Origin of the sequence: Ruegeria arenilitoris, from assembly GCF_013035315.1 — a bacterium.
GTDB classification, from domain to species: domain Bacteria; phylum Pseudomonadota; class Alphaproteobacteria; order Rhodobacterales; family Rhodobacteraceae; genus Ruegeria; species Ruegeria arenilitoris_D.
Genome location: NZ_WQHP01000005.1, coordinates 234,965 through 253,347, shown reverse-complemented (window position 1 = coordinate 253,347; position 18,383 = coordinate 234,965). Strand labels below are relative to the sequence as shown.

The following is an 18,383-nucleotide window of genomic DNA, read 5'->3' as shown; positions in this document are numbered from 1 at the left end:
AACCATGGGAAATTCACAGGGCGGGACGAAGATGAGCCATATTGTTGTGATCGGAGCTGGGCAAGCAGGATCATCCCTTGTTGCGCGGCTGCGTAAAGACGGGTTCGAAGGCGACATCACGCTGATTGGGGCCGAGTCTCATTTGCCCTATCAGCGCCCGCCACTCTCCAAGGCTTACCTGCTGGGCGAGATGGAGCTTGAACGCCTATTCCTGCGCCCCGAAAGCTTTTACGCCGAGAACAACATCGCCCTGCGTCTGGGCCAACGCGTGACTGCAATTGATCCGAAGGCCAAGACTGTGACCGTGGGTGATGAGGTGATTTCCTATGATGAGCTGGCTCTGACCACCGGGTCCGACCCACGGTATCTGCCTGCGGCGATTGGTGGTGACCTCGAAGGTGTCCATGTCGTGCGCGACCTGACCCATATCGACGAGATGGAGCCCCGCGTGAAAGAAGGTGCCCGCGCTCTGATCGTGGGTGGCGGCTATATCGGGCTTGAGGCTGCGGCTGTTTGCGCCAAGCGCGGGGTCAAAGTCACTCTGGTTGAGATGGCTGACCGTATCCTGCAGCGTGTCGCTGCGTCCGAGACCAGCGACTACTTCCGCGCTTTGCACGCGGAATACGGTGCCGATATTCGCGAAGGGGTCGGGCTGGATCGTCTGGTCGGTGAGAACGGCAAGGTCACCGGTGCCGTTCTGACAGATGGAACAGAGCTTGAGGTCGATTTTGTCGTCGTTGGCGTAGGCATCGCCCCCTCGACCCAATTGGCCGAAATGGCGGGCCTCGATCTGGACAATGGCATCAAAACCGACGCCCACGGCCGCACATCCGATCCGTCGATCTGGGCGGCGGGCGATTGCGCCTCGTTCCCACATAATGGCGGCCGTATCCGGCTGGAGAGTGTTCCGAACGCCATTGATCAGGCTGAGATCGTGGCACAGAACATGCTGGGTGCTGCCAAAGACTACGTGGCGACGCCGTGGTTTTGGTCGGACCAGTATGACGTAAAACTGCAGATTGCGGGTCTGAACACCGGTTATGACCGCGTTGTGACCCGCAAGGGCGAGGGGCAGACGGTGTCCTTCTGGTATTACAAGGGTGATCAACTGATCGCCGTCGACGCAATGAATGACCCGCGTGCTTACATGGTCGGCAAGCGCCTGATCGACGCGGGCAAAACCGCTGATCCGGCGGTTGTTGCCGATCCCGAGGCGGACCTTAAACCGCTGCTCAAAGCGTGAGGATCATCGCCGGTGAGTTCCGGGGCCGGGCTTTGGCCTCGGTCGGCAAAGGCGATGCCGGGGCGCATTTGCGCCCCACCACAGACCGGGTGCGCGAAAGCCTGTTCAACGTCCTGAACCATCAGGTCGACTTTGAAGGTCTACGTGTCCTGGATTTGTTTGCCGGTACTGGCGCTCTGGGGCTCGAGGCGCTGTCACGCGGTGCGGTGCATGTCACTTTTGTCGATGACGGGCACGTGGCGCAGGGCTTGATCCGCAAAAACATCGACCTTACCCGCAGCGCCGACCGCACAGACCTGATCCGCCGCGATGTCACGCGGTTAGGCGAGAATGGCGGCGATCCCTTCGCGCTGGTTTTCCTCGACCCACCTTATGGAAAATCCATGGGTCAAAAGGCCCTAACCAAAGCGGTCGAAGGCGGCTGGATCGCGGACGATGCGCTCATCGTATGGGAAGAGAATGCCCCGATGGCGGCGCCGGACGGTTTCACATTGGAAGACAGCCGGAAGTATGGCGACACGCATATCTCGTTGATGCGAAGGATCGTCGGTTAAGACGACGCAGTTGCCTGAACTACCCCGGCTGCCCGCAAAGTCTACGCGGAGGCGTTGGCTGTTGTTGTGGCTCAGCACGGTCACGGGAACAGAACTAAAAAATAGCGTGGGGAGGCGTTCGCGCTCTCGGACATGGCTGCTGAAGTATCTGCACAAATCGGCAGAGACATCCCTTACAATTCAGTGTCTAAATAGACGTATTGCGAATGTCTAGCCTCGTTCGGCTTAGGGAATTCGCCGCTGCGTTTTTCGCTGATGCTGAGGCAGGCGCAACCGATGGTTGGTTGCATGATTAAGGCAATGCCTTGGAGACCCTTATCGGTCGCGCGCGCACCTCAATGAAAGACGCCGTCGCTGCGGCCTTGGCGTGACAGGGTCGCCGTGGCCGCTGATCCGGCGGTTACGGCCTCTCCTTGCACCGCTCACGATGCCCGATTGCAGTCGCCACCCGCGTCGGTTACGCCCGATCGAAAGCATATCCGAGAGGTTCCTATGCACGATCTGGTGATTTTCGATTGCGATGGCGTTCTGGTCGACAGCGAGCCGCTGTCCAATCAGGTGCTGGTCGACAACCTGGGCCGCTATGGATTGGACCTAACGCTTGAAGACAGCGTCGGGTTCTTTCTGGGGGGCACCATGGTTTGGGTGCGCGACAAGGCGCGCGCGCTTGGCGCAAATCTGCCGGATGACTGGGTGGATGAGGTCTATGCCGAAACCTACGACCGCCTGCGGGGCGGTGTTGACCTGATGCCGGGCGTCGCGGATCTGCTGAGCGCGCTGGATGAAAAGGGCATAGACTATTGTGTCGCATCCAACGGTAGTCCGGAAAAGATGCAGATCACGCTGGGACAGAACGGATTGTGGGACCGCCTGAGCAAGGTGGCGTTTTCCGCTCATGTGCTGGGCACCGCAAAACCGGACCCGACCATGTTTCTGACTGCGGCCAGGCAGTTCAACGCCATGGCTCCCGTAGTGATCGAAGACAGCCAGAACGGTGTGACGGCGGCGAAACGTGCCGACATGCGTTGTCTGGCCTACGCGCCGCAGGGAAATGCCGAAAAGCTGGTCGACCTGGGGGCAGAGGTCTTCACCGATATGGCCGATGTCCCATCACTTTTGGGAATCTGACGCGACCGTGTTACGCTCGGGTCATGGATCGCGCTGTGACCACGCCTCTCTGGGCTCTTTCCAAGGATGCCGACTCTGCCACTGGGCCAGAGCCTAAACCGATGCGCGCACCCGTTTTCATCCACGACGCGGTTACGCCGTGGGGGTCAGAGACATTGCTGCTGAAACTGCTACGGGATCAGGCCGAAAGTCAGGACGAATAAGTCGGGTGGAACTTGTCGCCTGGTGACAGGGTAAAGATCTCGACCCCATCTGCCGTCACACCGACCGAGTGTTCGAACTGTGCCGACAACGACTTGTCGCGCGTTACTGCGGTCCAGTCATCAGCCAGCGTTTTGGTTTCGGGGCGACCCAGATTCACCATCGGCTCGATGGTGAAGAACATGCCTTCTTCCAGCACGGCACCCGTGCCCGGGCGGCCGTAGTGCAGCACATTAGGAGGCGCATGGAATACACGGCCCAGACCGTGACCACAGAAATCGCGTACAACGCTCATCCGGTGCGCCTCGACATAGGCTTGAATCGCGTGGCCGATATCGCCAAAGGTTTTGCCCGGCTTGACCGCTTCGATACCCTTGAACAGCGCGTCATGTGTAACCTGAATCAGACGCTCGGCCTTGCGGGGCAGTTTGCCTGCCACATACATGCGCGAAGTATCGCCGAACCAGCCGTCGACGATCACCGTTACGTCGATGTTCAGGATGTCGCCATCCTTCAATCGCTTGTCGCCGGGAATGCCGTGGCAGACCACGTGATTCACGCTGATACAGCTTGCGTGCTGGTACCCTTTGTAGCCAATCGTCGCCGATGTTGCGCCCGCATCCTCAACCATTTGCGTGATCAACCCGTCGATCGCGCCAGTGGTCTGGCCCGGAAAGACATGTTCAGCAATGTCGTCGAGTATCCGCGCGGCCAAGGCCCCTGCCGCATGCATGCCGGCAAAGTCACCCTGTTCGTAAATGCGGATGCCATCCTTAGTCAGACGGCCACGATGTTCTTTCATCGACGCTAAGCTCCAAATATTGCGCGCAGCGCTCCTTTTACGCTGCTTGTGCAGAAAGTTCCAGAGGGCGCGCGTTTGAGGCTGTCAGATGGCGCGTAAATCCGGAAATTCAAGTGGCAACGGACGCGGGTTTGACTGCTTGTGAGTGCCTCATAGCGCCCTCAAGCGGATACAAGACGCCCCGGTGCTGCGGCCGCAGAAACCTAAAAATGGCCACTCATTGCCGCGCCCAGCTGCTGCTTGACCGAATCCACATCCCCAAGCACCCAGAGCTCGGACAGCTTTCCTTCCACGACCGAAAAAAACGCAGCACCGGCCCATTCGATATCTCTGCCTGTCGGGGCAACGCCAAAAAACTCGGCCCTGTGCTTGCCGCGGAATGTCATGCGCGCGGTGACCCGGTTTTCTGAGTGAACTATGTCTTCAATGGTGCACGTGTAGTTCCCCAATGCGGCATGTACCGCGTCGACATATTCCAGAAACCCCTCAAGGCCGCGTTTCTCCGGCCCCAGAGAGCCTCGGAATCTAAAGTCAGCATCAATGATCTCATGCGCCACGCGATAATCGCGCCGGTTCCATACATCGGTGTAAAAGCTTCGGACAAGGTCTGTTGGAGTCATCGTCACGTTCAGCTCTTTCGCGTTACCTGCAGCCAAATGGTGGTCTGTCGACATCCAGTTTTATCCCATCCGGCGAGATCTGGGTGGCGAAAATTAACCGTTCGACACCCTTTTCCTGCGCAACCTCGAATGCGGCGGCGTAGTTCGGATCTATATCTGCAGCTAGGGCAAAGCGGTCGCAGTCGGTGCGTTGTACCAAGTACAACATGATTGCTCGGTGGCCATGTTCCGCCATGGCGGCCAACTCACCCAGATGTTTGGTGCCGCGCGCAGTGACGCTGTCGGGGAATTCGGCCAGACCGGGTTCACGAGAGAGCGTTACGCTTTTGACCTCGACATAGGCATCGGGCAGGCCGGGTTGGGTCAGCAAAAAGTCGATACGGCTGTTTTCACCGTATTTCACCTCGGGGCGGACGGTTTGATAGGCGGCCAGTTCGGGGATTTCGCCTGCCTCAAGCGCCTTGCGCAATGCTTTGTTCGGGACGGAGGTGTCGACGCCGGTGAAATGCCCGTTTTCATGATCGACCAGTCGCCACCCGTATTTCAGTTTTTTCTTGGGGTCGTCATTCGGCTCCAACCAGATCTTTTCCCCCGGTTCGGCCAGTCCCATCATAGATCCCGGATTGGCGCAGTGGGCGGTAACCTCACGGCCATCTTCCAACTGGCAATCGGCGAGAAAGCGTTTGTAGCGGCGGATCAGGCGGGCAGGGATCAACGGGGTGGCAAACTTCATGCCACCCGGCTTAGCGTGCCCTCGCCCGCAAGGGAAGTGTCAGACGAGGCCTGCCATAACACCGCCGTCGACGTCCCAAATGGCGCCGGTCACCCATGAGGCGTCCTCGGACAGAAGATGCGTGACCGTGCTTGCCACATCCTCGGGCCGCCCGACGCGGCCGATCGGGTGAAACGCGTCGAAAGCGTCGGTCAGGGTCGACTCGATCTGGTCCGGCGCGATGAAGGCACCGTAGATGGGGGTTACGACGACGGCGGGCGAGACGGCATTCACACGGATGCCATGCTCCGCCAGTTCCATCGCAAGGTGTTGTGTCAGGGAATGAAGCGCGGCTTTGGCCATCGAGTAGGCCGAAGATGGGGTGGCCCGGACGGCTTGTTTTGCCCACATAGAGCCTATGTTCACGATGCTACCACCCCCGTGCATCTTCATGTTTTCAGCGACAGCCTGCGTAATGAAGAAGGTGGCGCGGTTCAGGTCCATGTAGCTGTCGAAGTCCTCGCCAGAGTGTTCCAAAAACGGTTTTGGCGCGAACGTTCCGGCTGCGTTCACAAGACCCTGGATGCTGCGTGTCTCGGCTTTGATCCGTGCGACTAGCACGTCGACCTCTGTCGAGTTTCGCAGGTTTACCTGGTGTGTCTCTGCGGCGTCACCGAATTCTGCCTTCACGGCGTCCAGCTTGCTGGCGGACGATCCGACCAGTGTAACGTGGCCCCCCTGAGCTACAATTTTCCGTGCGGTGGCCAAGCCCATTCCGCTGGTTCCGCCGATGATAAGAGTTGTTGATTGTGTCATGATCAGATTCCCTATCTATTGATAGGTAGATATATTGGACTGGCAAAACCAAATACAAGCCCTATCTATTGATAGGTAAAAAACTAGGTTCGACTGCAGATGCCCAAGACCGAAAAAACCCTGTCCGATACAGCCAACCGCATTCTGGACGTGGCCGAGAAAATGGCGCGGCAAGGCGGGTATTATGCCTTTAGTTTCCGCGATATCGCGGCGGAAATCGGGATCAAATCGGCCAGTATCCACTATCATTTTCCGACCAAAGAGGACTTGGGCGAGGCGCTGGTCGGTCGCTACACTGATCAATTTCTGGGTGCGTTGGGCCGCTTGGACGAGTCCACGCCGTCCGAGCTGTTGGTGCAGTATGTGGCCGCCTATCGGCAAGCGTTGATCGAACAGGACCTTATGTGCTTGTGCGGAATGTTCGGTGCCGAAATCGCCAGACTGCCAGATCCGGTCGCCAATCGCACGCGCGAGTTCTTTGAGCGCAATCTCGTGTGGCTTGAAACGGTGTTTCGCGCAGCGGGAACGCCGAATCCGGAGACTCGTGCCGCAGATATGATTGCCCGGATGGAAGGTGCAATGATCCTTGCGCGGTCAATGCACGATATGGATCTGTTCGAGCGCATTACAGCGGATTTGCCGGCCGAAGTGCTGCGGGATTGACACACGGCCCTTGCTCGACCCGGTAGGAACGATATCTTGCGCCCAAAGTGTCAGTAGGAAAGGACAGGACATGGCGAACCCAACCGCAGCAATGCTTGTGATCGGGGATGAAATCCTGTCGGGGCGCACACGGGATGCAAACATGCATTACCTTGCGCAGGAACTGACGAAACAGGGCATCGACCTCAAAGAAGTCCGCATGGTCAGTGATGAAGCGGCGGCCATTGAAGAAGCCGTGCGCACCCTGTCCGAAGGTTTCGATCACGTGTTTACAAGTGGCGGTATTGGCCCGACGCATGATGATATCACCGCCGACTGCATTGCGCGGGCCTTTGGTGCCTTGATCGACGTGCGGGACGATGCGCGGGCGCTGTTGGAACGGCACTATGAGAATTCGGGGCTGGAACTGAACGAAGCGCGTCTGCGCATGGCACGTATCCCCGATGGAGCAACGTTGATCGACAATCCGGTATCGACGGCGCCGGGGTTCACGTTGGGCAATGTGCATGTGATGGCGGGGATTCCGACGATCTTTCAGGCTATGGTTGCCAGTGTTCTGCCCAAACTGACGGGCGGTGACCCACTGTTGTCGCAAACGCTGCGCGTCAATCGGGGCGAGGGGGATATCGCGTCGATCTTGTCCACCTTGGCAGACGATTTCCCCGACCTTGCCATCGGCAGCTATCCGTTCCAGGTGAACGGCGTATTCGGCTCTAACGTGGTGGTTCGCGGCACAGATGGGTCAAAAGTTGACGCGGCCACCACAAGGTTGGCGAAAGAGTTGGGGCTTTGAGCCCGAACTGGGCGGCCGTCGTCGACGGCACATGGCCCGCAGCGCGATACGAGACACTTGGGCCGTTCCAACTGCGGCAGGGACTGGGCGGCGGTTCGCGCGTGTCAGCCGCCAGCGCGATGGGGCCCGCGTCAGAAGACGAGATTACAGCCGCCGAAGAGGCGATGTGTGCGATGGGGCAACGGCCATTTTTTTGCCTGCGACCGGGTGATGAAGTGTTGGATCAAAAGCTTGCGGACCGCGGTTATGACATTCTTGATCCGGTCAATATTTACGAATGTCCCGTCGATCACTTGGCAGATCAACCGATCCCGAAAGTCACAGCCTTCACCATTTGGAGCCCTTTGGCGATCATGGTCGAAATTTGGGCGCAAGCAGGGATCGGGCCCGAACGACTGGCCGTCATGGACCGCGCTAAGGGGCCAAAAACCGGTCTGTTGCTGCGCCACTCTGACAAACCTGCTGGAACGGGATTTGTCGCCATCCATGACGGTATCGCCATGGTGCATGCGCTGGAAATCCTGCCAGAGCATCGCCGCCAGGGCCTGGGTCAATGGGCCATGCGAAAGGCGGCGTTTTGGGCCAAAGAAAAAGGCGCACATACGCTGAGTGTGATCTGCACCAAGGCCAATGACGGGGCAAACGGGCTGTACCGTGCGCTTGGGATGGAGATCAGCGGAGAATACCATTACCGTCACCTTGCCCAAGGAGAGTGACCGAAGTGACCGACCAAACAATGCCTACCGCGCTGGATCTGCCGATGGTGGATCCGCTGCCACCAGAGACGCAGAAATACTTTGACATCTGCGTCGATAAGCTGGGGTTTGTGCCCAATGTCCTTAGGGCCTATGCCTTCGACATCGACAAGCTGAACGCGTTTACGGCCATGTATAACGACCTCATGCTGGGCGACAGCGCGTTGTCGAAACTGGAACGCGAGATGATTGCGGTGGTCGTGTCTGCGATCAACAAGTGCTTTTACTGTTTGGTGGCCCACGGTGCGGCCGTCCGGCAATTGTCTGGTAATCCGCAATTGGGCGAGATGCTGGTTATGAACTACCGCGTGGCCCCACTGGACGAGCGCCAACGCGCCATGCTGGATTTTGCCGCCAGGATGACCACTGCCAGCACCGAGATCGAAGAACCTGACCGCCAGCGACTGCGGGATGCAGGCTTCAGCGACCGGGACATCTGGGACATCGCCAATGTGACCGGCTTTTTCAATATGTCGAACCGGGTCGCCAGTGCGACGGCTATGGCCCCGAACGACGAATATCACGCGCAGGCCCGATGATCCGAGCGGCCGCAATCTGTCTTTTGTTGATGGCTGGTCAGGTGGCGGCCCAAAACCTGACCCTGCCAGCCGGCGCGCGGCTTGTGAGTGATCGCACCAGCGAGCTGGACAGCTATGAGTTGCCCATCGGTCCCTTCGCCGACGGTGCGGTTCCTGTGCGTGAAGTCGAAGGTAAGGTTGAAAGGCTGACATGGCGACTGCAGTCAGGCTCCAGCACGACGCTTCAGTTGCTGGCACCGCTGCGCGACCAGATCGAAGCGCAAGGGTACGAGATCCTGCTGGATTGCGAGGCGCGCGTTTGTGGCGGGTTCGATTTTCGCTTTGGTACCGAGGTCGTGCCGACGCCGGACATGTATGTGGCCATTCAGGATTATCGCTTTCTGTCCGCTCTTCGTGGGGGCGATGTGGTCAGTCTGCTGGTCAGCCGCAATCCACCGGATGGCTATGTGCAGTTGATCCGGGTCACGCCCGTTGGGGCCGAGGCCCCGCCGCCCTTGGTAATCGAAGACACGGTGACGCCACCCGCAGATCTGCTTGCGGGGCTTGAACAGAATGGTCACGTTATTTTGGACGATCTGCATTTCCGTACCGGAGAGATGACGCTGGGCGAAGGGCCATTTTCCTCGCTGGAATTGATCGCTGAGTTTTTAGCGAAAAACCCGGAAACCCGTCTGGCGCTTGTGGGGCATACCGATGACACCGGGGCACTGGACGCCAACATTTCGGTCAGCACGGGGCGGGCACAAGCTGTGCGCGCCCGTCTGATCGAAGCGCATGGGGTTGTCGCCGACCGGCTTGAGGCGCGCGGTATCGGCTATCTGGCCCCGCTCACATCGAACGCCACGCCCGAAGGCCGTGAGCTGAATCGCCGGGTCGAGGCGGTGCTGTTGGTCAACTAGGCGTCCTCACTTCAGGCCTGTTCTGCTCAAAAAAAGACCCGCGCACAAGACGCGGGCCATTCAGTTTCACCGAGGTTAATTCACCAGTCCATCGGACCTTTCTCGTGAAAGGCATCGACAAGAAAATCTATGAAAGCCCGCACCTTGGGCTGCGTGAAACGGCCGGGCGGGTAAACGGCATACACGCCCTGAACCTCATCCGGCAGCGAGGGCATGGCGTCCAGAACGGCACCAGACTTCAGCGCGTCTGCGTAAAGATAGCTGGGCAGATATGCGATCCCCAGGCCGGAAATAGCCGCGTTCAGCAGTGACTGGCCGTCATTGACGCTTAGCCATCCGGCGGTGCGCACTTGCCGCTTTTCACCTGAAGGCGCCGTCAGTTTCCAGACATTGCCGGAAGACTGGCTGGAATAGTGCAGCAGCTTGTGTTCGTTCAGATCGTCAATCTTCTGCGGTCGGCCGAATTTCTCGATATAGCTTGGGGCCGCGACCATCCGCTTGACCGTTTCGGTCAACTTGCGGGCGCGCAGGGTGCTGTCTTCCAGCTCGCCAATGCGCACGGCCACGTCAAACCCTTCCGAGATCAGTTCGACATAGCGATTGTTGAGAACCATGTTCACAGTGATGTCGGGATAGGCAGCTAGAAAATCCGACAGGACCGGAGACAGGTGATTCACGCCGAAATCCGTCGCCACACTGATCCGAAGCAGACCCGAGGGGGCGGACTGCATCGAGGTCACCAGAGCGTCGGCTTCACCGGCATCATTCAACACGCGCCGCGCGCGGTCATAGTAGGCAAGGCCAATTTCAGTGGGCGATACGCGCCGTGTCGTGCGGTTCAGCAGCCGCGCACCCAATCGGGCCTCGAGGCTTGATACATGCTTTGACACGGCCGATTTGGAGATGCCCATTTTCTTTGCCGCGTCGGTAAAACCACCCTGGTCTACCACATTGGCAAAGGCTTCCATTTCGGTCAGTCTGTCCATTCTCGTTCCCCAGGTCTTAGTCCTTTTTTCCAAAACTGACGCCCAATCTGGGCGGAAACAGGGCAGACATTGGATAATATCAGGGATTCAAATCGGATCGTTTGCATATGGGAAACGCGGAAACGGTGGTTTCCCAGATGGGCACAAAGCCAGTAAGCCAAGGTTTTTAGGCGTCTGAGGGCGATTGTGTTAACATGACAATGGCAAATTTGTGTCGACGGAGGAGATCATGAAAGCCATTTTTATCACCGCAGCCTTATGTCTTTCCGCTACCCTTGCCTGGGGCGGTGGCGAGACGCCCTCGAACCCGGATGCGCGGGTCTATTTTGTGAACCTCGCGGATGGCGACACGGTCTCGTCCCCAGTCACCGTTGTCTTTGGACTGAGCGGAATGGGCGTGGCGCCCGCCGGCACCGAGGCAGAGAATACCGGGCATCACCATCTTCTGATCAACCGCCCCCCGATTGGCGAAGGCGAAGATGGCTTGGACGAGTTGGCCTATGGTCTTCCAGCAGATGATAACCATGTGCACTTTGGCGGAGGGCAAACCGAAACGACGCTTGAATTGCCTGCGGGCCAACACACGCTGCAACTGGTGCTGGGTGACGCAGGCCACGTGCCGCATTCGCCCCCAATCGTGTCCGAGGTGATCACGATCAACGTGGAATAGGATGCGCGGCGATGCCGTCGTGTTCTCTATGCGGCGGCAGGCAACAAGAAAACACCACGCGCCAGTGCCGAATTCAAGCGATCCTTTGAATACCATTGATCGAGTACGGTCTTAGTCATCAGATCGGGGTTTTCCTTGGTGAAAGCTTCGAAGGTCTTAGCTTGAGTCATGGCAAGACGCTCGGCGATTAGGCTCATAAACGCATAGGTGATTGTCAGGTTGAACTTGTCCGGCGCGCCAGCCTTGGCCGCGAGCGTACGTATGCCTTTGGCGTAGATCGCGGCCGCATCGATGAAATCATATTTGCGCAGTAGATCATATGCGACCTGAACATGTTCGGCATGTCCGAAGGTCGTGTTGTCGATGGCGTGTGCCTCAAACGCGCTGGTGATATCGCGCTCATTCTCCGTCCTCCTTGAACCGGTGACTGTCCTCGGCTGTCCAGTCGAGGTCGTAGACACTTTTGAGCTGCTTGATCTTCTCCAGCGTTTCCTCAGAGAACGCCGGTTTGTTTTCAAAACTGTGCAGGGCGATGCCTTCAATCAGATCGCCAAGTGTCATGTCCAGCGACTCTGCGAGTCCTTTGAGGACTTTCAGCAGGCGCTTTTCGATTCGAATTCCTGTTTGCGCGCGTTCAATTTTCTGACCCATTTCGTACATATGTACTTTGGTACCAGTGAGGTCAAGCGACACAAAAAAGCCGCCTCTTTCGAGACGGCTTTCTTCAGCGCAAATGTGATGTGTTTCAGAACGTAGCGGCCAGACGCGTGCCCTGATTGATCGCGCGCTTGGCGTCCAGTTCGGCGGCCACATCTGCCCCGCCGATCACATGAGGAGTGATACCGCGTTCGATCAGCGCATCAGCCAGACTGCGCTCGGACACCTGACCGGAACACAAAACGATTGTATCCGCTGCGATCACCGTTGGGTCGGCGCGTTCCTCGCCAAAGCTGACATGCAAGCCATCTTCGTCGATGTGCTCATAGTTCACGCCACCAACAAAGTTGACATCCTTCATTTTCAGCGTGGCGCGGTGAATCCAGCCAGTAGTCTTGCCCAGACCTTTGCCATGCGCCTGTTTCTTACGTTGTAGCAGGGTCACGTCACGCGCCGGTGCCGCGGGTTGCGGACCTTCTGGGGCCAGACCCGAGCGGTGTTCAGCCGGATCGGTCACACCCCATTCCTTCATCCATGCGGGCAGGTCGGTGGTGACGCTGTGGCCGTCCTCCAGCAAGAACTCCGACACGTCGAACCCGATACCACCCGCGCCGATTACAGCGACGGATTCACCGACCTCGGCCTTATCACGCAGGACGTCGATATAGTTCAGAACGTTTTCGCGATCCTGACCCGGAATCTGAGGGTCGCGGGGTGTGACGCCGGTGGCGATGACCACCTCGTCAAAGCCGGTCAGGTCGTCGGCGCTTACTTCACGGTTCAGCTCTACCTTCACACCCAGATCGTCCATCATAGTGCGGTACCAATCGACCAAGCCCCAGAACTCTTCTTTGCCCGGAACCTGTTTGGCCATGTTCAGCTGGCCCCCGATCTCAGCAGCGCGGTCGAAAATGGTAACGTCATGCCCACGCTGAGCGGCGGTCATCGCGGTCGACAGACCAGCCGGGCCAGCGCCGACGATCGCAACAGTCTTTGGCGATTCAGCGGCGGTGATTTCCAGTTCGGTCTCATGGCAGGCGCGCGGGTTCACCAGGCACGAGGTCAGCTTGCCGCTGAACGTGTGGTCCAGACAGGCCTGGTTGCAAGCGATGCAAGGCGCGATCTTTGCCGCTTCACCCGCAATCGCCTTGTTTACGAAATCCGCATCGGCCAGCATCGGACGGGCCAGAGACACCATGTCGGCGCAACCGGTCGACAGGACCTCTTCGGCAACCTCGGGCGTGTTGATCCGGTTCGAGGTGATAACTGGAATCGACACCTTGCCCATCAGCTTTTTTGTCACCCAGGCAAAGGCCGCGCGCGGCACGCTGGTGGCAATGGTCGGAATCCGAGCTTCATGCCAACCGATGCCGGTGTTGATGATCGTGGCACCGGCTTCTTCGATGCGCTGGGCGAGTTCAACGACCTCTTCATGGGTCGAGCCGTTGGGGATCAGATCGATCATCGACAGGCGGTAGATGATAATGAAATCGGTGCCCACGGCCTCGCGCGTGCGGCGCACGACCTCAATCGGCAGGCGCATGCGGTTTTCATAGGACCCGCCCCAGCGGTCCTCACGCTTGTTGGTGTGAGTCACCAGGAACTGGTTCAGGAAATACCCCTCGGAGCCCATGATCTCGACACCATCATAGCCCGCCTTCTGCGCCAGAACGGCGGCGTTCACGATGTCGACGATTTGCTTTTCGATACCCTCTTCGTCCAACTCATTCGGTGGGAAGGGCGAGATCGGGGATTTCACCGGGCTAGGGGCCACGCATTTCGGGCCATAAGCATACCGTCCTGCATGCAGGATCTGCATCGCGATCTTGCCGCCCGCCTCATGCACGCGTTGGGTTACGATTGAATGGTTCGCCACCTCTTTGTCGTTGGTCATCATCGACGCACCCGGCAGGACCGAGCCTTCAAGGTTCGGACCAATCCCGCCTGTCACCATCAGCGCGACGCCACCACGGGCGCGATCAGCGTAGAACTCGGCCACGCGGTTCCAGTCGCCGGTTTCCTCAAGGCCCGTATGCATCGATCCCATCAGGACGCGGTTCTTCAAAGTGGTAAAGCCCAGGTCCAGCGGGGCCAGCATGTTTGGGTACGCAGTCATGGCGAACTCTCCCTCCCGAATTCTCAGCGTTAGATTGACGTTCGCGTAAACTTTGTCACGCGAAACCTAACGTCAAACCCTTTGCTGTTTCTGAAACGCTTGTTACAGAGTTTCCAACATAATTCATGAGGCCGCGCATGACCCCCGAAGAAATCGCCAAACTGCCGTATCGCCCCTGCGTGGGACTTATGCTGATGAATGGTGAGGGCAAGATTTTTGTCGGCCAGCGCAATGATCGCCACAAAGAGGCATGGCAGATGCCGCAAGGTGGAGTCGACAAGGGCGAAGACCCCCGCGATGCTGCCCTGCGCGAGTTGTGGGAGGAAACCGGGGTAACGGCTGATCTGGTCGAGGTTGTGGCCGAAACGGACGGCTGGCTGCCCTATGATCTGCCGCACGACATCGTGCCCAAAATCTGGAAAGGCCGCTATCGCGGGCAGGAACAGAAATGGTTTTTACTGCGGTTCACTGGCCGCGACGATCAAATCGACATTCAGACTGAACACCCGGAATTCACCCAATGGAAATGGCAGGACCCCGGTAAGCTGATCGACGAGATCGTGCCGTTCAAACGTGAGGTGTATGAACAGGTGGTTGCCGCCTTTGCCGATCACCTGTCATAAGACGGCATGCAGATCGAGGACATCTGGCCCAAGTACCGCGCACGTCTAAAGGCGTTTCTGCATTCGCGTGTGTCAAATGCTGCAGATGTGGACGATCTGCTGCAAGAGATTTTGGTCAAAGTTTTCACCGGTCTACCAAACCTTAAAGACCCGGCGAAACTGCAGCCATGGTTGTTTCAAACAGCCGATCGCACGATCATCGACTATTACCGGAAATCGGGCCGGGCCGAGGCGCACCCGGATGATCTTTGGTATCACCGGGATGATCCGGAAACGCGTCAGGACCTTGAGGGCTGTGTCGAGCCGTTCATTCTAGGTTTGCCACAGGAAACTGCGGATATGCTGATGGCGATCGACATCAATGGCATGTCCCAGCAGGACTACGCGCAGTCAAAGGGGCTGGCCTATTCAACGCTCAAGTCCCGCGTTCAGAAGGGACGTGCAGAGCTGCGACAAGCGTTCGAGGAGTGCTGCAATATCTCGATGGATGTGCGGGGCAATATCTCGGACGTTCAGGAAAAACCGCAATCCTGCAAAAAATGTTGATCTCATCGTCGTCTTTTTTGCGTGGGCTTCGTCTGACAGATGAAACCAGCAAAAGGAAAGACACATGATCCGTATCATCAGTTTCAAAATCTGTCCCTTCGTTCAGCGCGTCACCGCGCTTTTGGAAGCGAAGCAGGTGCCTTATCAGATCGACTACATCAGCCTCAGCGACAAGCCGGACTGGTTTTTGGAGCTGTCGCCGACAGGCCAGGTGCCGGTTCTGGTGACCGAGGGCGGCACCGCGCTGTTCGAATCTGACGCAATTGCTGAATACCTCGACGAGGTAGCCGCGCCGCTGCAGCCCGACCTGACACCCGAACAGCGCGCCCTGAACCGCGCGTGGAGTTATCAGGCCAGCAAACATTATCTGATTCAGTGCAGCGCGATGCAAAGCGCGGATCAGGCGATCTACAATGACCGCACGACCAAGCTGAACGCCGCTTTCGCGAAGGCTGAAAAGCAGCTTGGCGACGGTCCTTACTTCGCGGGTGAGGCGCTGAGCAATGTCGATTTGGCGTGGCTGCCGTTGCTCCATCGCGCTGCTATCGTGTCCGATCACAGCGGGCACGACATGCTCGCGGACTACCCCGAGGTGAAGGCTTGGCAACAGGCCTTGCTGGCGACCGGCATCCCGCAGAAAACTGTGTCCGAGGACTTTGTCACCCGGTTCACCGATTTCTATCTGGCCGAACGGACATGGCTGGGGCGGGGTGCGAACCTGAACGAAGCGCCAACAACCGCTCCGTTGAAACAATCCGGCGGGTGCTGCGGGTGATTCAATCACCAAGCCGCACGTTGGCGTGAGGGGGCGTGGCCGCATCTGATCGACCTGTCTAGCTTGACGGGTATGAAGGACACCGCCTCCTTTCTCACTTCCGTAAAGCCCGCCGGACGCAAGTTCACGGGTTCTGACCGTCGCGCTGCGTTGCGCGGCGGTTTGCAGGCGTGTGGGGAGTATGGTGCCGGTCAGACTGCGGGCCGGTTCTATCCTATTGCTTGCGTCGCGCTGGAAGTCACCCAGCGCTGCAATCTGGATTGCACCCTCTGTTATCTCTCGGACCGGGCCGAGATGACCTATGATCCGCCGCTTTCGGTTTTGTTCGCGCGCCTTGCTACGATCCACAGTCATTACGGCCCCGGTGTCTCGGTCCAACTTACCGGCGGGGATCCGACCCTGCGCAAGGTCGAAGACCTCGAGGCCCTGTGCCGCGAGATCAAAAGGTTGGGCATGCGATCCTGCCTGATGACCAACGGTATCCGCGCCAGCCGCGCCTTTCTGACCCGATTGGCGGCGGCGGGTCTGGATGATGTGGCCTTTCACGTCGACATGACTCAAGAACGCAAAGGCTTTGCCAGCGAGGCCGAGCTGAATACGGTGCGCCGCGCCTATATCCGCCGCACACGCGGTCTGGGTCTGCGGGTCTTGTTCAACACGACCGTGTTCGGCGACAATTTCGAAGAGCTTCCATCACTGGCGAGGTTCCTGCGGGATCGACCAGAGGTCGCCTTTGTCTCGTTCCAGATGCAGGCCGATACCGGCCGGGGGGTGCTGCGCGAACGACCCGATGGGATTACCCAGGACAGTGTGATACGCGCGATTGAGGCCGGGTACGAAACGCCAATGCATTTTGACACGGCTTCCGTGGGCCATTCCAAGTGCAACCGTTATGCAAGCGTCGTCACGGCCGGTGGGCGTGCGGTGTCGGTTCTGTCCGCGAAGCAACTAACACATAAAGTAATGGCCGCGCTTGAGCAGGCCGATGAGTCGGCAGATGGTCATATCGACATCCGCGACAGCGCCCGGCGTCTGGTGCGGCGCAATCCACTGCTTGCCCTTCGGGCTGGGGTGCATCTTCTGGGCCGTGTATTGCGTCTGCGCAGTGGCCTTTTGCGTGGACCGGTCCGAAGGCAATCCGTGTTCATCCATAACTTCATGGCAGCGGATGCGCTGGAAGAGGATCGCTGCGCATCTTGCGTTTTCATGGTCGCCACAGCCAACGGTCCGCTGTCCATGTGTGTTCACAACGCGCAACGCGACCAGCATCTGGCCACGCCCGAGCGTATCGACGGTCCAACCGGCCCAAGCTGGTGGAACGCGGCGGTGCCGCGCCTGTCCGGTGGTCCCGACCTGCCGGATCTGAACGACCCTGCGCTGGCCCCTCTCAAACGGCTCAAAGGGCAGATGCGAGCCCTGCGGCGAACCCAAAAGGATGCGTCATGAGAAATCTTCTGATCCTGCTATTGCTGCCGGTGCTAGCCGCCTGTGCAAGCGTCGAACGTCTGGCCTTGCCAGTGCCCGAGGCCCTGCCGGGGCAGACCCTAACCCGGTTTGCTCAGCCGCCCGGTGAAGCGGTCGATCATCGAATCTGGGACAGGTTTCTGGGCCGCTATGTTGCCACGGACGCGCAAGGGGTGAACCGGGTGGCCTATGGGCAAGTGTCGCCGCAGGACCGGGCGCAAGTGCAGAGCTACCTTACCGCGTTGCATGCCATCGATCCGGCGCAGCTGACCCGTGATCAGCAACTGGCCTATTGGATCAACCTCTACAACGCGCTGACCGTCGAGGTTGTTCTTGAGAATTATCCCGTCGCGTCGATCCGTGACATCAAGGACGGTCCGGTCTCGATCGGGCCGTGGAACCGTCCAATTGCGCAAGTGGGTGGGCAAAGCCTGACCCTGAACGATATTGAGCATCGCATCATCCGCCCGACTTTCAACGAGCCCCGGATTCACTATGCGCTGAACTGCGCTGCTGTGGGGTGTCCCAACCTGATGGACCGCGCATGGCGCGCTGAAACGCTGGAACGCGACTTCGCCGCTGCCGAGCGCGCTTATGTCAACGACCCGCGCGGAGTTCGGTTTGACGACCGCGGCGGGCTTATCCTGTCGAAAATCTATATCTGGTTCCGCGAGGATTTTGCGCCGAATGAAAAGGCCGTTCTAACCTATCTCGAAACAGTAGCGGATCCCCAGCTACGCGCCCGTATTCAACAGACGCCGCGTGTCAGAGCGTACCAGTACGACTGGGCACTGAACGACGCGGCGGCTGGATATTAGTTC

The 18,383-nt window shown here is 58.6% G+C and carries 23 protein-coding genes; 15 read left to right on the top strand and 8 right to left on the bottom strand.

Annotation, left to right across the window (positions count from 1 at the left end; all coding sequences use genetic code 11):
• Positions 1–31 precede the first annotated feature (31 nt).
• The 4 genes from GOV53_RS13085 (at position 32) to GOV53_RS13070 (ending at position 3,128) form a co-directional block, all read left to right on the top strand.
• Positions 32–1,243 (top strand): NAD(P)/FAD-dependent oxidoreductase, encoded by a 1,212-nt coding sequence (locus GOV53_RS13085; protein ID WP_170467296.1) that lies wholly within the window; start codon positions 32–34, stop codon positions 1,241–1,243.
• The gene (gene rsmD / locus GOV53_RS13080; protein ID WP_170467294.1) at positions 1,240–1,797 is read left to right on the top strand and encodes a 16S rRNA (guanine(966)-N(2))-methyltransferase RsmD; all 558 of its coding nucleotides are present in this window, start codon (positions 1,240–1,242) and stop codon (positions 1,795–1,797) included. The genes GOV53_RS13085 and rsmD overlap by 4 nt, the downstream gene beginning before the upstream one ends.
• Before the next feature lie 492 nt (positions 1,798–2,289).
• Positions 2,290–2,925 carry an HAD family hydrolase gene (locus GOV53_RS13075; RefSeq protein WP_170467292.1) on the top strand — a complete coding sequence of 212 codons (636 nt, stop codon included), beginning with the start codon at positions 2,290–2,292 and terminating at the stop codon, positions 2,923–2,925.
• Positions 2,926–2,960: 35 nt separating this feature from the next.
• A complete protein-coding gene (locus tag GOV53_RS13070; protein WP_367648778.1) occupies positions 2,961–3,128 on the top strand; it encodes a hypothetical protein in 168 nt (55 codons plus the stop codon).
• On the opposite strand, the gene map is transcribed toward GOV53_RS13070, so the two are convergent.
• The 4 genes from map to GOV53_RS13050 all read right to left on the bottom strand — a co-directional run bounded on the left by map (position 3,116) and on the right by GOV53_RS13050 (position 6,076).
• Entirely contained in the window at positions 3,116–3,928 is an 813-nt protein-coding gene (gene map, locus GOV53_RS13065; RefSeq protein ID WP_170467288.1) for a type I methionyl aminopeptidase, read from the bottom strand. The two genes, GOV53_RS13070 and map, sit on opposite strands and share 13 nt — an antisense overlap.
• A 203-nt stretch (positions 3,929–4,131) precedes the next feature.
• Positions 4,132–4,602, bottom strand: a complete 471-nt coding sequence (locus GOV53_RS13060) for an ester cyclase (RefSeq protein WP_217361248.1) — start codon at positions 4,600–4,602, stop codon at positions 4,132–4,134.
• A complete protein-coding gene (sfsA, locus tag GOV53_RS13055; protein ID WP_170467286.1) occupies positions 4,571–5,281 on the bottom strand; it encodes a DNA/RNA nuclease SfsA in 711 nt (236 codons plus the stop codon). Before sfsA ends, GOV53_RS13060 begins: the two co-directional genes overlap by 32 nt.
• Positions 5,282–5,320: 39 nt before the next feature.
• Positions 5,321–6,076: an SDR family NAD(P)-dependent oxidoreductase gene (locus GOV53_RS13050; protein ID WP_170467284.1), complete on the bottom strand. Its 756-nt coding sequence runs from the start codon at positions 6,074–6,076 to the stop codon at positions 5,321–5,323.
• A gap of 99 nt (positions 6,077–6,175) precedes the next feature.
• On the opposite strand from GOV53_RS13050, the gene GOV53_RS13045 reads away from it, so the two are divergent.
• The 5 genes from GOV53_RS13045 to GOV53_RS13025 all read left to right on the top strand — a co-directional run bounded on the left by GOV53_RS13045 (position 6,176) and on the right by GOV53_RS13025 (position 9,725).
• Complete coding sequence (locus GOV53_RS13045) at positions 6,176–6,739, top strand: TetR/AcrR family transcriptional regulator (protein ID WP_170467282.1); 564 nt, start codon at positions 6,176–6,178, stop codon at positions 6,737–6,739.
• Between the two features lie 70 nt (positions 6,740–6,809).
• Complete coding sequence (locus GOV53_RS13040; RefSeq protein ID WP_170467280.1) at positions 6,810–7,532, top strand: competence/damage-inducible protein A; 723 nt, start codon at positions 6,810–6,812, stop codon at positions 7,530–7,532.
• Positions 7,529–8,248, top strand: a complete 720-nt coding sequence (locus GOV53_RS13035) for a GNAT family N-acetyltransferase (RefSeq protein WP_170467278.1) — start codon at positions 7,529–7,531, stop codon at positions 8,246–8,248. The genes GOV53_RS13040 and GOV53_RS13035 overlap by 4 nt, the downstream gene beginning before the upstream one ends.
• Before the next feature lie 5 nt (positions 8,249–8,253).
• The gene (locus tag GOV53_RS13030; protein WP_170467276.1) at positions 8,254–8,826 is read left to right on the top strand and encodes a peroxidase-related enzyme; all 573 of its coding nucleotides are present in this window, start codon (positions 8,254–8,256) and stop codon (positions 8,824–8,826) included.
• Entirely contained in the window at positions 8,823–9,725 is a 903-nt protein-coding gene (locus tag GOV53_RS13025) for an OmpA family protein (RefSeq protein ID WP_170467274.1), read from the top strand. Before GOV53_RS13030 ends, GOV53_RS13025 begins: the two co-directional genes overlap by 4 nt.
• Before the next feature lie 80 nt (positions 9,726–9,805).
• On the opposite strand, the gene GOV53_RS13020 is transcribed toward GOV53_RS13025, so the two are convergent.
• On the bottom strand, positions 9,806–10,711 hold the full coding sequence (locus tag GOV53_RS13020) for a LysR family transcriptional regulator (protein ID WP_170425800.1): 906 nt from the start codon (positions 10,709–10,711) through the stop codon (positions 9,806–9,808).
• 229 nt (positions 10,712–10,940) lie between these two features.
• Here GOV53_RS13020 and GOV53_RS13015 point away from each other — a divergent pair, with 229 nt between their 5' ends.
• On the top strand, positions 10,941–11,381 hold the full coding sequence (locus tag GOV53_RS13015) for a DUF4399 domain-containing protein (RefSeq protein WP_170467272.1): 441 nt from the start codon (positions 10,941–10,943) through the stop codon (positions 11,379–11,381).
• 26 nt (positions 11,382–11,407) lie between these two features.
• Here the strand turns inward: GOV53_RS13015 and GOV53_RS13010 are convergent, their stop codons facing one another.
• From GOV53_RS13010 to GOV53_RS13000, 3 genes are read right to left on the bottom strand one after another with little or no spacing between them, the layout of a single operon-like run.
• Positions 11,408–11,842, bottom strand: coding sequence for a hypothetical protein (locus GOV53_RS13010; protein ID WP_170467270.1), 435 nt, complete (start codon positions 11,840–11,842; stop codon positions 11,408–11,410).
• On the bottom strand, positions 11,781–12,074 hold the full coding sequence (locus tag GOV53_RS13005; RefSeq protein ID WP_367648777.1) for a hypothetical protein: 294 nt from the start codon (positions 12,072–12,074) through the stop codon (positions 11,781–11,783). The genes GOV53_RS13010 and GOV53_RS13005 overlap by 62 nt, the downstream gene beginning before the upstream one ends.
• A 52-nt stretch (positions 12,075–12,126) precedes the next feature.
• A complete protein-coding gene (locus GOV53_RS13000) occupies positions 12,127–14,154 on the bottom strand; it encodes an NADPH-dependent 2,4-dienoyl-CoA reductase (protein WP_170467268.1) in 2,028 nt (675 codons plus the stop codon).
• Positions 14,155–14,291: 137 nt separating this feature from the next.
• Here GOV53_RS13000 and GOV53_RS12995 point away from each other — a divergent pair, with 137 nt between their 5' ends.
• The 5 genes from GOV53_RS12995 (at position 14,292) to GOV53_RS12975 (ending at position 18,380) form a co-directional block, all read left to right on the top strand.
• Positions 14,292–14,777: an RNA pyrophosphohydrolase gene (locus GOV53_RS12995; protein WP_170467266.1), complete on the top strand. Its 486-nt coding sequence runs from the start codon at positions 14,292–14,294 to the stop codon at positions 14,775–14,777.
• 6 nt (positions 14,778–14,783) lie between these two features.
• Positions 14,784–15,323, top strand: coding sequence for an RNA polymerase sigma factor SigZ (gene sigZ / locus GOV53_RS12990; RefSeq protein WP_170467264.1), 540 nt, complete (start codon positions 14,784–14,786; stop codon positions 15,321–15,323).
• A gap of 64 nt (positions 15,324–15,387) precedes the next feature.
• The gene (locus tag GOV53_RS12985) at positions 15,388–16,098 is read left to right on the top strand and encodes a glutathione S-transferase family protein (protein ID WP_170467262.1); all 711 of its coding nucleotides are present in this window, start codon (positions 15,388–15,390) and stop codon (positions 16,096–16,098) included.
• Between the two features lie 72 nt (positions 16,099–16,170).
• A complete protein-coding gene (locus GOV53_RS12980; RefSeq protein ID WP_170467260.1) occupies positions 16,171–17,544 on the top strand; it encodes a radical SAM protein in 1,374 nt (457 codons plus the stop codon).
• Entirely contained in the window at positions 17,541–18,380 is an 840-nt protein-coding gene (locus GOV53_RS12975) for a DUF547 domain-containing protein (RefSeq protein WP_170467258.1), read from the top strand. Before GOV53_RS12980 ends, GOV53_RS12975 begins: the two co-directional genes overlap by 4 nt.
• Positions 18,381–18,383 lie beyond the last annotated feature (3 nt).

Excerpts from the sequence above, each read along its gene's own strand:
- GOV53_RS13085 (WP_170467296.1), top strand. The coding sequence starts at position 32 with ATGAGCCATATTGTTGTGATCGGAGCTGGGCAAGCAGGATCATCCCTT.
- GOV53_RS13075 (WP_170467292.1), top strand. The coding sequence starts at position 2,290 with ATGCACGATCTGGTGATTTTCGATTGCGATGGCGTTCTGGTCGACAGC.
- map (WP_170467288.1), bottom strand. The coding sequence starts at position 3,928 with ATGAAAGAACATCGTGGCCGTCTGACTAAGGATGGCATCCGCATTTAC.
- GOV53_RS13060 (WP_217361248.1), bottom strand. The coding sequence starts at position 4,602 with ATGTCGACAGACCACCATTTGGCTGCAGGTAACGCGAAAGAGCTGAAC.
- sfsA (WP_170467286.1), bottom strand. The coding sequence starts at position 5,281 with ATGAAGTTTGCCACCCCGTTGATCCCTGCCCGCCTGATCCGCCGCTAC.
- GOV53_RS13050 (WP_170467284.1), bottom strand. The coding sequence starts at position 6,076 with ATGACACAATCAACAACTCTTATCATCGGCGGAACCAGCGGAATGGGC.
- GOV53_RS13045 (WP_170467282.1), top strand. The coding sequence starts at position 6,176 with ATGCCCAAGACCGAAAAAACCCTGTCCGATACAGCCAACCGCATTCTG.
- GOV53_RS13040 (WP_170467280.1), top strand. The coding sequence starts at position 6,810 with ATGGCGAACCCAACCGCAGCAATGCTTGTGATCGGGGATGAAATCCTG.
- GOV53_RS13025 (WP_170467274.1), top strand. The coding sequence starts at position 8,823 with ATGATCCGAGCGGCCGCAATCTGTCTTTTGTTGATGGCTGGTCAGGTG.
- GOV53_RS13020 (WP_170425800.1), bottom strand. The coding sequence starts at position 10,711 with ATGGACAGACTGACCGAAATGGAAGCCTTTGCCAATGTGGTAGACCAG.
- GOV53_RS13015 (WP_170467272.1), top strand. The coding sequence starts at position 10,941 with ATGAAAGCCATTTTTATCACCGCAGCCTTATGTCTTTCCGCTACCCTT.
- GOV53_RS13000 (WP_170467268.1), bottom strand. The coding sequence starts at position 14,154 with ATGACTGCGTACCCAAACATGCTGGCCCCGCTGGACCTGGGCTTTACC.
- GOV53_RS12995 (WP_170467266.1), top strand. The coding sequence starts at position 14,292 with ATGACCCCCGAAGAAATCGCCAAACTGCCGTATCGCCCCTGCGTGGGA.
- sigZ (WP_170467264.1), top strand. The coding sequence starts at position 14,784 with ATGCAGATCGAGGACATCTGGCCCAAGTACCGCGCACGTCTAAAGGCG.
- GOV53_RS12985 (WP_170467262.1), top strand. The coding sequence starts at position 15,388 with ATGATCCGTATCATCAGTTTCAAAATCTGTCCCTTCGTTCAGCGCGTC.
- GOV53_RS12980 (WP_170467260.1), top strand. The coding sequence starts at position 16,171 with ATGAAGGACACCGCCTCCTTTCTCACTTCCGTAAAGCCCGCCGGACGC.
- GOV53_RS12975 (WP_170467258.1), top strand. The coding sequence starts at position 17,541 with ATGAGAAATCTTCTGATCCTGCTATTGCTGCCGGTGCTAGCCGCCTGT.